We start from the raw sequence: 11,526 nt of genomic DNA on the forward strand, positions 1-11,526 counted from the left end.
CGGCGCGTTGGCGCCGCGCAAGCGCCCCTCATCCGGCGCTGCGCGCCACCTTCTCCCGCCTGCGGGAGAAGGAATGCGCGTGCACCGCAGGTCGGATCGCGATGCGGCTACAGCTGCGATTCGATCGGCAGCAGCTTCAGTCCCCACACGAACAACCGCTGCCACACGCTGGCCTCGGGTTCGTTGTCGTGGACCACGGCGGGATCGGGCGCGCTGTCGAGCCAGCGCTGGCGGCCGCGGCTGTCCACGTAGACCCAGTAGCTGAGTTCCGGGCCCGACAGCTCCAGGAAGATGTCGCGCACCGCCGCGCCCAGTGCGGGATCGTCGAAGAACACGCCCATCTCGGTGTTGAGGTCGATCGAGCGCGGATCCATGTTGAACGAGCCGACGAAGCCGCGGCGGTCGTCGATCACGTAGGCCTTGGTGTGCAGGCTCGCGCCGCTGCTGCCGAACAGGCTGCTCTCGGCGGTCGCTTCGGCCTTGCTTTCGTACAGGGCCACCCCGTGGCGCAGCATCTGCTTGCGATAGCGGCTGTAACCGCTGTGCACGGCCAGCACGTCGTTGGCGACCAGCGAGTTGGTGACCACGGCGGCGTGCACCCCGCGGCGGACGAGTTCCGCCATCAGCGTCACCCCATCGGGGCCGGGCACGAAGTAGGGCGAGACCACCAGCGCCTTGTGCCGGGCGCTCTGCAGGTCGTCCAGGATCGGGCCGATCAGCCAGTCGTCGCCGCGCTCGCCCGCGCGCTTGACCGGCGGGTCGGACACGATGCGCAGGCCGGCGCTCCAGTACGGCTCGAGCTCCTGCAGGAAGTAGCGGCGCACGCTCTCGGCGCCGTCCATGCGCTCCAGGAACGCCGCCGCCTCGCGGCTGCGCGCCTCGGCCCGGATCTCGCCCATCACCGTGTCCAGGCGCCGCTTGGACTTGCGCGTGAGCGCGGCGATGGGCACCACCGCCTGGCTGTTCCAGAAGCTGTCGAAGATGGTGTTGGCGCTGTTGACCGCCGGCCCGAACAGCAACAGGTCGAGGTCGCGGAAGTTGGTGCCGTCGGCAGCGTCGAAGTACTCCTCGCCCACGTTGCGCCCGCCGACCACCGCCACCCGCCCGTCGGCGATCCAGGCCTTGTTGTGCATGCGGTGGTTGATGCTCCACGCGCGCTGCACCATCTCCACCAGCCGGCCGATGCCGTCGCGGTTGCGGAAGGGGTTGTACACCCGGATCTCGATGTTGGGGTGCTGGTCGAACGCCAGTAGCGCGCCGTCCTTGCCGCGGGTGCTGATGTCGTCGAGCAGCAGGCGCACGCGCACGCCGCGCTCGGCGGCCTCCCACAGTTCGAGCAGCAGCAGGTGCCCGGCGAGGTCGTCCTTCCAGATGTAGTACTGCACGTCCAGACTGCGCCCGGCCTGTCGCGTCGACAGCGCCCGCGCGGCGAAGGCATCCAGCCCGTCGGACAGCAGGATGGTGCCGGTCTTGCCGGGGTTGCGGTCGAGCAGGGGCGCCAGCTCGCGGTCGATCGCGGTGGCGTCGCGTTCCACCGCAAGTGCATGGCTGGGCGCGCCGGTGGCCTGGGGCGTCAGGTGATCGGCCAGCAGGATGCCGCTGGTCACCAGGATCACCAGGGCGATCAGTCCCCAGACGAAGAGCTTCTTCAGCCGTTTGCGCATGCGATGGTCGGATCCCCGGTTCGACGCCCGATTGTAGTGGCAGCGGGTCGGACACGGTGTTTCCGCACCCGCGTGCGGACAGGGGACCGGGATCGCGGCACCGGTCGCGGACGGCGCGACCGGCAGCGGGCATGCTGCGGTCGTCGGTTCCGCCGTTGTCGTGGTCGCGCCCGTCCGCGCCGCATCCATCCCGGGCGGCGCGGCGATCCGGCACCGCCGGCGGACCGTCCGGACATCGTCATCCGTGCCATCCGCATCACCTGCGTCGCCCGCACACCGCCCACCCTGGAGGGATTGCATGCCCGCTCGACGGAACGCCCCCGCGCCGCCCACGCGTCGCCTCGACGCCCGGCCCGATACCGCCGACTTCCGCGACCGCATGTTCGAACCCACCCTGGTCGACGTGCCGCTGACGCTGCCGCTGGAGCAGCACCTGCGCCGCCGCGTGCCCGTGCTCGACCAGGGAGAGGAGGGCGCCTGCGTGGCGTTCTCGCTGGTCACCGTGGCGCACACGCTCCTGCGCATGCGCCGGCCGCGGCCCGACACCACCCGGCTGAGTGCGCGCATGGCCTACGACATGGCCCGCCGCTACGACGAATGGGACGACGACGCCGACGCCGACGCCGGCTCCAGCTGCCGCGGGGCAATGAAGGGCTGGCACCGCCACGGGCTGGCGCGCGAGGCGGTGTGGCCCTGGCGCCCGGGCGTGACGCGCGAGTGCTACACCGAACGCCGCGCCCGCGATGCCCTGCGGCATCCGCTGGGTGCGTATTTCCGGGTCAACCACCGCGACCTGGTCGCCATGCACGCGGCGTTCGCCGAGGTCGGCGTGCTGTACGCCTCGGCCGCCGTGCACGCGGGCTGGCTGGCGCCGCCGGCCAGCGGCCGGATCGCCTGGGCGCGGCAGGCCGTCACCGGCTTCCACGCGTTCGCCATCGTCGGTTACGACGCCCGCGGCTTCTGGCTGCAGAACAGCTGGGGCCCGGGCTGGGGCCGGCGCGGCCATGCGCACGTGAGCTACGACGAATGGCTCGAGCGCGGCAACGATGTCTGGGTGGCGCGACTGGCGGTGCCGGTGGAGGTGCAGCGTCCGGCCACCAGCGCGGTGTTCAATTCGGCCATGGCGCAGCAGTCGGCGGGCTACGCGCAGGCGGACCTGCGCCCGCACGTGGTCAGCCTCGGCAACGACGGCCGCCTGCGCGGGGCGGGGCGCTTCGGCAATACCCAGGAAGACATCCGCAATCTCGTGCGCGACGACCTGCCGCGCATCACCCGCGGCTGGTCGCGCAAGCGCGTGCTGCTGTACGCGCACGGCGGGCTGGTGTCCGAGCAGGCCGCCATCCAGCGCGTGGCCGATTACCGCGAGCAACTGCTCGGCCAGGAGATCTATCCGCTGGCGTTCGTCTGGAAGACCGACTTCTGGACCACGCTCGGCAACATCCTGCGCGACGCCGCACGCCCGCGCAGCCAGAACGTGCTCGACCGCGCCCGCAACCTGCTGCTCGACCGTCTCGACGACACCCTGGAACCGCTGGCCCGCCGCCTGGGCGGCAAGGCCATGTGGGACGAGATGAAGGAGAACGCGCTGCTCGCGACCACTGCGGTCACCCGTGCCGACGCCGGCGGCCTGCAGGAAGCCGGCGGCGCGGCCCAGGTGGCGCGGCTGCTGCACGACTGGCAACAACGCGACCCGGACGTGGAGATCCACATGGCCGCGCACAGCGGCGGCTCGGTGCTGCTGGCGCCGCTGGTGCAGCTGCTGACCACCGACGGCCAGATCGCCGACGGCCCGGCCGTCGGCATGCTCGGCCTCGGCGGCCGCATCGACAGCGCCCACCTGTGGGCACCGGCGCTCACCATGGACCTGTTCCACCAGACCTTCGCCCCCGCGTTGCGCGCCGGCCGCATCGGCCGCGCCAGCCTGTTCACCCTGACCGACCAGGCCGAGCGCGCCGACCACTGCGCGCGCATCTACAACAAGTCGCTGCTGTACCTGGTCGCGCACGCGTTCGAGGCCACCGCGCGCAACTGGATCGACCGCAGCCGCCGCCACGGCACGCCGCTGGCGGGCATGGCCCGCTTCATCGAGGACGCCGAGTTCGGCGATGCCGACATGCGCGCGCTGATCCGCGACGGCCTGATCGACTGGATCCAGGCGCCGACCGTCGACCAACCCCAGGGCGCGCCGGACGCCTCGCACGCCGCCACCCACGGCGCCTTCGACGACGACGCCGCCACCCTGTGCGCGACGGTCGCGCGGATCCTCGACCTCGGCGCCGGCCCCGCCGACGTCGCCCTGCACGCGTCCACCGACGGCCTCGACGATCGCCGCCGCCGGCTGTATCGCGCCATCTGCGAGACCGCCTGATCGCCCGTGCGGCCGGGCGCCGATGGCCCCCGCCGGCACAGGGCAGCGCAAGGCGGCGGTCCGTCCTGGCGGCGACCGTGTGCCGGCCGAGTGCGGCCCTGGGGGCGGTCGCGTGCGGGCGCGGAGCGGGCGCAGCGTGCCTGGGGCCGTGCGCGGGACAGGGCGCGAGGCAGCGAGCCGGGTAGCCAGCCGGGCAGCGGGCCGGGAGGAGGACGGTCAGATGGCCGGGCAGTGAGCGAGCCCGGTGCAGGACGTCGGCGTCGCGAGACGGGCCGAACCGGCCATTGCCAAAAAAGCACGGTCGTTCTATAAAGGCCGCCATGCCGACCGCAGTCGCCACCGCCAAGGGCGTCGCCACCCGCGAGACGATCGTCGCGCAGGCGCATGCGATGGCCGCGCGGGGCGGGTTGGAAAGCCTCTCCATCGGCGAGCTCGCCACCGCCGTGGGCATGTCCAAGAGCGGCGTGTTCGCCCACTTCGGCTCCCGCGAGGATCTGCTGCGCACGGTGCTCGACACGGCCAGCGAACGCTTCTTCGAACACGTGATGCGCCCCGCGTTCGCGCAGCCGCGCGGGCTGGCCCGCCTGCATGCGCTGGTCGACAACTGGTTCGTCTGGCTGGGCGAGAACCCCAACGGCTGCGTGGTGCTCGGGGCCTGCATCGAATACGACGGCCAGCCCGGCCCCATGCGCGACCACGTCGTGGCGTGGATGACGCGCTGGCTGGACGCCCTCGAACGCGCGGTGGGGCTGGCCGTGACCAGCGGCGAACTGCGCGCCGACACCGACACGCGCCAGCTCGCCTTCGAGCTGATCTCGATGATGCACGGCACCCACCAGACCCGCGCCCTGTACCGCCCGGCCGATGCGATGGCGATGGGCCGTCGCGCGCTGCTGGATCTCCTGGACGCGCGGCGCGCGCCTTCCTCCTCCTGACCCGACCACGAGCCACGTCATGACGACGCCCCCGCCTATGTCCGAAAAAAGCACGACCGTTCGAAAAAAAGCCCCGGCCTGGCTGCGCGCCGGTTTCGCGACCGGCAGCTGGCTGGCGCCTGCGCTGACCCTGCGCTATGCGACCCGCCTGTTCGCGACTCCGCACGCAGGGATGCGGCGGCGGGCGCAGAATGCCGATCGGGGGGATGCGCGGACCGATACCGTCGCCTGCGGCGATGCGCGTCTGGCGACCTATGTCTGGGGCGATCCCGCCCGCCAGCCGACGGTGTTGTTCGTCCACGGCTGGTCGAGCTACGGCCTGCGCTGCCTGCCCTGGGTGCGCCCGTTGCGCGAGGCCGGCTATGCCGTGGTCGCGTTCGACCAGCCGGCCCACGGTCGCAGCGGCGGCGACGAGGCCTCGTTGCCGCATTTCGTCGAAGCGACGCTGGCGGTCGCCGCGCAGCACGCGTCGCTGGCCGCGGTGGTCGGCCACTCGATGGGCGGCATGGCCGCGGCGGTCGCGTTGTCGCGCGGGATACGCGCCGACCGCGCGGTGCTGATCGCGCCTGCTGCGGACATGCGCGCCGCCGGCCAGCGCTTCGGCCGGCAGGTCGCCCTGCAGGACCGGCTGGTGACGCGCATGTTCGAGCGCTTCGAGACGCGGCTCGGCGTGCGTCTCGCCGACCTCACGCCCCAGGCCCTCGCACCCGCACTGGGGATCCCGGCACTGGTGGTCCACGACCGCGCCGACGACGAAGTGCCGTGGGAGGAGGGCGAGCGCTACGCCCGCTATTGGCCCGGCGCACGCCTGCTCACCGTGACCGGTGCCGGCCACCACCGCATCGCGGCCGCGCCGGACACCATCGAGGCGACGTTGCGGTTCCTGCGGGGCGGCTCGCCCGGCGTACGCGTGGTGTCGTCGCTGGCGTTGCCGTACGGCGTGGCCTGACACCCGCATTCACGCAGGCAGGACACGGCCATCGCCAGCATCGTCTCCACCGGTTTCAGGCAACGCGCACCGGGCCCGCCACCGGGCGGGACGTGCGCCGCGCCGCCGGTCTCTCACCAGGAGTTCGACATGATCAAGTGGGCCATCATTTTCGCCGTCATCGGCCTCATCGCCGGTGCGCTCGGCTTCTCCGGCATCGCCGGCGCCTCGATGGGCATCGCCCAGTTCCTGTTCTGGGCGGCGATCATCATCGCCGTGGTGTTGTTCCTGCTGGGCGTGACCATCTTCAAGAAGGTCACCTAGCGGAGGAAAAAACGGGGAAAAAACGGGGTCAGAGTCACTTTTCGGGTCACGTTTGCGGAGATGCAGACAGACCGTCACCGAAAAGTGACTCTGACCCCGTTTTCTTTTCTCAGCCCAGCACCACGAAGTGCCGCAGCGTGAACGCCACCAGCACCGCCAGTGCGGCGAGGGCGATGGTCAGCTGCTGGCCGTCGCGCCGCGCCACCATGCCCGCGATCGACAGCCCCACGATGGCCACCACATGCGCGTAGTACTCCAGCCCCAGGCGCGCCATGTAGTCCGCGCCCTTGAGCGCGGTGTCCAGCACGTCGGCGGAGAACAGCAGGATCAGGATGCCGAAGAACCACGCACGGCGTGAGCGGAAGTAGTCGCCGTAACCGGCGTATTCCTCCATCGAATCCGGAAACAGCAGCGCGGTCAGCAGGAAGTACAGGCTCGCGTAGAAGACCAGGAACAGATAGGTGACGAAGGTCCAGTAGGGCAGGTTGCGCAGCTGGAACTCGAACCACCAGAACCGCACGATCGCCGCCAGCAGGAACGCCACCCAGACCAGGTGCGCCGGGTAGATCCGGAACTTGTCGGGATGCTGGATGAAACGCGACACCCCCACCAGCAGCCGCGAGACCGCCAGGCCCAGCACCATGCCGAGGATGATGCGCACGTGGGTGAACGCCGCGCCGGCGTCGACCTGATACAGCTCGAGTGTCGCGTCGTCCAAGAGGCGCGTGCTCCCTGCGTGGCCGCGATGGCCGTCCCGGTCCGATCCTAAGCGGGTCGGGCCGTCGCGGGAACCGCGCGGCGCACCCGCGGACTGCGGAAATATGCCGCACCGCAGCATGTTTTCGTCCGAAACCGTTCCGGGCCCGACCGCTACAATCGGCGCATCCTTCAGTACCCGGGAGCGCGCCGTGAGCACGCCAGCCAATTCCTCCATCGACCAGCGCGCCCCCGAGCGCGAGACCGAGACCGCGCCGCTGCGCTTCGTCACCGCCGCCAGCCTGTTCGACGGCCACGACGCCGCGATCAACATCATGCGCCGGCTCATCCAGTCGCAGGGCGCGGAGGTGGTGCATCTGGGCCACAACCGCAGCGTCGAGGACGTGGTGCGCGCTGCCCTGCAGGAGGACGCCGACGGCATCGCGCTGTCGAGCTACCAGGGCGGGCACGTCGAGTACTTCAAGTACATGGTCGACATGCTCAAGGAGCGCGGCGCCGGCCACATCCGCGTCTTCGGCGGTGGCGGCGGCACGATCACGCCCGAGGAAATCCGCGAGCTGCAGGACTACGGCGTCGAGCGCATCTACCACCCCAACGATGGCATGAAGATGGGCCTCGTCGAGATGATCGAGGACGTGGTGCAGCGCGCCCGCACCGGCCGCGAGGGGAGGGAACGGGAACGTGGGGAACGGGGTCAGAGTCACTTTTCGGGGATCGAGTCTCGGTCTGCCCGGGATGGCGCCCCGAAAAGTGACTCTGACCCCGTTCCCTTTCCTCCCGACATCGACGACGAGATCGGCATCGGCCGCGTGCTCTCGCGGATCGAGACCGGAGAACTGGGCGAGGGCGAGCTCTCGAAGCTCCGCAAGGCATGGCAACTGGCCGGCGGCCGCACCCCGGTCATCGGCATCACCGGCACCGGCGGCGCCGGCAAGTCGTCGGTCACCGACGAACTGCTCAACCGCTTCCTCGCCAGCTTCCCCGAGATGCGCATCGCGGTGATCTCGGTCGACCCCACCCGCCGCCGCACCGGTGGCGCGCTGCTGGGCGACCGCATCCGCATGAACTCGTTGCGCAGCCACCGCGTCTACATGCGCTCCATGGCCACGCGCCGCCAGAACGTCGCCACGAACGCCGTGCTCAAGGACTGCATCGGCTTCCTCAAGGGCCTCGCGTTCGACCTGGTGATCGTGGAGACCGCCGGCATCGGCCAGTCGGATTCGGAGATCGTGGATCTGGTCGATTTCCCGATGTACGTCATGACCAGCGACTACGGCGCTGCCAGCCAGCTGGAGAAGATCGACATGATCGACTTCGCCGAGCTCATCGTGCTCAACAAGTACGACAAGCGCGGCGCCGAGGACGCCCTGCGCGACATCCGCAAGCAGTGGAAGCGCAACCGCGTCGCCTTCCAGACCGCCGACGCCGACGTGCCGGTCTATCCCACCATCGCCAGCCAGTTCAACGACCCCGGCGTGAGCTGGATGTTCGAGAACCTGTGCCGCCTGCTGCGCGAGAAGGGAAAAGGGGAGGGCAAAGGGGGTCAGAGTCACTTTCCCCCCGCTCAACCCGTATCGGGCGAGATCGCAAAGGGGGAAAGTGACTCTGACCCCCTTTTCCTCTCCCCCCGCTGCGACTTCCGACCCAGCATCGACACCACGCTGAAGGAACCGCGCGCCACCGTGCTGATTCCCGGCAGCCGCGTGCGCTATCTCGCCGAGATCGCCGAAGGCGGCCGCCGCATCAACAGCGACATCGAACGCCAGGCCGAAGCCGCCGACCGCGCGCAATCCTTCTGGCAGGCCCTCAGCGAACTCCAGGACCCCGCACTCCCGAAACCCTTGGATCTCTACGACGGCGACGCCCTTCTCCCCCCCGCGAACTCGAGTGCTTCCCTTCTCCCGCCCGCGGGAGACAAATCGGCAGGGACTGCCGATTTGGACGGCGCAGCCGCCCGAAGGGCGAGCGACATGGATGTCGCGAGTCTAGGTGCCCGAAGGGCGGATGAGGGCGCTCCCGCTCCTGCCGTAGACCGCTCCCTCCTGACCCTCCGCCAGCGCTATAACGACGCCGTCCAGGCCCTCTCCAGCGACCACCTGCGCCAGCTGCGCGAATGGCCCGCACGCCTGAAATCCATCACCGACGACGTCAACGAATACCAGGTGCGCGGCAAGACCATCCGCGTCGAGAACTACCGCGAATCGCTCAGCCACCAGAAGATCCCCAAGATCGCCGCGCCCACCTACAAGAGCTGGGGCGAGCTGCTGACCTTCCTGGGCAAGGAGAACCTGCCGGGCAGCTACCCCTACACCGGCGGCGTGTACCCGTACCGCCGCACCGGCGAAGACCCGATCCGCATGTTCGCCGGCGAGGGCACGCCCGAGCGCACCAACCGCCGCTTCCATTACCTGTCCGTCGGCCAGCCGGCCGCGCGCCTGTCCACCGCGTTCGATTCGGTCACCCTCTACGGCGAGGACCCGGCGCCGCGCCCGGACATCTACGGCAAGATCGGCAACTCCGGCGTCAACATCCCCACGCTGGACGACATGAAGAAGCTCTACTCCGGCTTCGACCTGTGCGCGCCCACCACCAGCGTCTCGATGACCATCAACGGCCCCGCGCCGATGATCCTCGCGCTGTTCATGAACACCGCCATCGACCAGCAGGTGGAGAAGTACCTCAAGGCCGACGACGCCCGCTGGGCCGAGGCCGAGAAGACCATCGACGCCTTCTTCGAAACCCGCGAGCGCCCGCGTTACCACGGCGACCTGCCCCCCACCAACGACGGCCTCGGCCTGGCCCTGCTGGGCATGACCGGCGACCAGCTGGTGGACGCGGACACCTACGCCCGCATCAAGGCCGAGACCCTGGCCACCGTGCGCGGCACCGTGCAGGCCGACATCCTGAAAGAAGACCAGGCCCAGAACACCTGCATCTTCAGCACCGAGTTCGCGCTGCGGATGATGGGCGACATCCAGCAGTACTTCGTCGACCACAAGGTCCGCAACTTCTACTCGGTCTCCATCTCCGGCTACCACATCGCCGAGGCCGGGGCGAACCCGATCAGCCAATTGGCGTTCACCCTCAGCAACGGCTTCACCATCGTCGAGTACTACCTCGCGCGCGGCATGCGGATCGACGACTTCGCGCCCAACCTGTCGTTCTTCTTCTCCAACGGTATGGACCCGGAATACACCGTCATCGGCCGCGTCGCCCGCCGCATCTGGGCGCGCGCCATGCGCGAGCGCTACGGCGCCAACGAGCGCAGCCAGATGATGAAGTACCACATCCAGACCAGCGGCCGCTCCCTGCACGCGCAGGAGATCCAGTTCAACGACATCCGCACCACGCTGCAGGCGCTGTACGCGCTGTTCGACAACTGCAACTCCCTGCACACCAACGCCTACGACGAGGCCATCACCACGCCCACGGAAGAAAGCGTGCGCCGCGCCGTGGCCATCCAGATGATCATCAACAAGGAGCTGGGGCTGAACTTCTGCGAGAACCCCTGGCAGGGCAGCTTCATCGTCGACAAGCTGACCGACCTGGTGGAAGAGGCCGTGTACCAGGAGTTCGAGGCCATCAGCGACCGCGGCGGCGTGCTGGGCGCCATGGACACCATGTACCAGCGCGGCAAGATCCAGGAAGAATCCATGTACTACGAGCACAAGAAGCACGACGGCTCGTTGCCCCTGGTGGGCGTGAACATGTTCCTGCCTAAAGAAGGCGGCGGCGAGGTCGCTACCGAGATCGAGCTGATTCGATCCACGGAGGAGGAGAAGGGGCAGCAGATCGCGAACGTGCAGGCGTGGCAGGCCGGACGGAATGCCCTGGCGCCAGCGCTTCCCCCTCTTCCGCCTGCGGGAGAGGGCCGGGGTGAGGGCGCTCTTGAGCCCGGCAACACCGCCTCAAACGACCACCAACTGGCGTACCTTCAGCATACCGCCCGTGCGCGCGAGAACGTGTTCGCGGCGCTGATCGAGGCGGTGAAGACGCATAGCCTGGGACAGATCAGCCATGCGTTGTATGAGGTGGGTGGGGAGTATCGGCGGAATATGTAGATCTAATCTGATGTGTTCGCATGGAGGTGGAATGCGCGGTTTCAATAGTGTGAGAGTTCATCGGGGAAGGATTTATCAAAGGCGCGCCGCCTTGAAGCGCAGCCGGGGTGGCGGGGTTAAGGCGGCTGTGCGTTTAGTTCGAGGTGCGGAGGGATACGGTTCCTTGTATTCCATTCGCACGCACTTGGCCGAAGTTTATGGCCGGTCCTTGTCCGAGATATTTAACATAATCGATAGTCGGGACAGGTCGCGATATTATATGGTTTCGTACTTGTCGCGTACTCTTTTGGAAACTTCCGCCGCTGCCGCGTTGAGTAGGCTGGATCCTTTTCGCGTTCTGGCACTACGCAAAGCTCAAGCTGATGGTCAGTACGATCCGGGTCGTCGCTCACTCCTTGCCATCGAATGGGGGCGGGATGTCATTACGAAGGATGGCGGGGACAGACCTCAATGGTCGTCTCTGAAAGGCCTAGACGCATATTCGAGAGGTTTGCTCGACAGTCCTTGGCTAAGCTTGGCGTTTGCTGAT

7 protein-coding genes are annotated in these 11,526 nt (G+C 68.8%); 5 read left to right on the forward strand and 2 right to left on the reverse strand.

Annotated features, from left to right (window positions below; genetic code table 11):
- Positions 1–107: 107 nt before the first annotated feature.
- Complete coding sequence (locus tag RG19_RS05600) at positions 108–1,664, reverse strand: phospholipase D family protein (protein WP_058834413.1); 1,557 nt, start codon at positions 1,662–1,664, stop codon at positions 108–110.
- Between the two features lie 298 nt (positions 1,665–1,962).
- Between RG19_RS05600 and RG19_RS05605 the strand changes: the two genes are divergently transcribed.
- The 4 genes from RG19_RS05605 to RG19_RS17150 all read left to right on the forward strand — a co-directional run bounded on the left by RG19_RS05605 (position 1,963) and on the right by RG19_RS17150 (position 6,219).
- Positions 1,963–4,032, forward strand: coding sequence for a C1 family peptidase (locus RG19_RS05605; protein ID WP_058834414.1), 2,070 nt, complete (start codon positions 1,963–1,965; stop codon positions 4,030–4,032).
- 320 nt (positions 4,033–4,352) lie between these two features.
- The gene (locus RG19_RS05610; RefSeq protein ID WP_058834415.1) at positions 4,353–4,967 is read left to right on the forward strand and encodes a TetR/AcrR family transcriptional regulator; all 615 of its coding nucleotides are present in this window, start codon (positions 4,353–4,355) and stop codon (positions 4,965–4,967) included.
- A gap of 37 nt (positions 4,968–5,004) precedes the next feature.
- Positions 5,005–5,916, forward strand: coding sequence for an alpha/beta hydrolase (locus tag RG19_RS05615; RefSeq protein ID WP_058834416.1), 912 nt, complete (start codon positions 5,005–5,007; stop codon positions 5,914–5,916).
- A gap of 129 nt (positions 5,917–6,045) precedes the next feature.
- Positions 6,046–6,219 carry a DUF1328 domain-containing protein gene (locus RG19_RS17150; RefSeq protein WP_082672496.1) on the forward strand — a complete coding sequence of 58 codons (174 nt, stop codon included), beginning with the start codon at positions 6,046–6,048 and terminating at the stop codon, positions 6,217–6,219.
- A 109-nt stretch (positions 6,220–6,328) separates the two neighbouring features.
- Here RG19_RS17150 and RG19_RS05620 read toward each other — a convergent pair whose 3' ends face one another.
- The gene (locus RG19_RS05620) at positions 6,329–6,937 is read right to left on the reverse strand and encodes a hypothetical protein (protein ID WP_202905320.1); all 609 of its coding nucleotides are present in this window, start codon (positions 6,935–6,937) and stop codon (positions 6,329–6,331) included.
- 190 nt (positions 6,938–7,127) lie between these two features.
- On the opposite strand from RG19_RS05620, the gene RG19_RS05625 reads away from it, so the two are divergent.
- Complete coding sequence (locus tag RG19_RS05625) at positions 7,128–10,997, forward strand: methylmalonyl-CoA mutase family protein (protein ID WP_058834417.1); 3,870 nt, start codon at positions 7,128–7,130, stop codon at positions 10,995–10,997.
- The last annotated feature ends 529 nt before the right edge of the window (positions 10,998–11,526 follow it).

Origin of the sequence: Luteimonas abyssi (assembly GCF_001482195.1) — a bacterium.
Classification (GTDB): domain Bacteria; phylum Pseudomonadota; class Gammaproteobacteria; order Xanthomonadales; family Xanthomonadaceae; genus Luteimonas; species Luteimonas abyssi.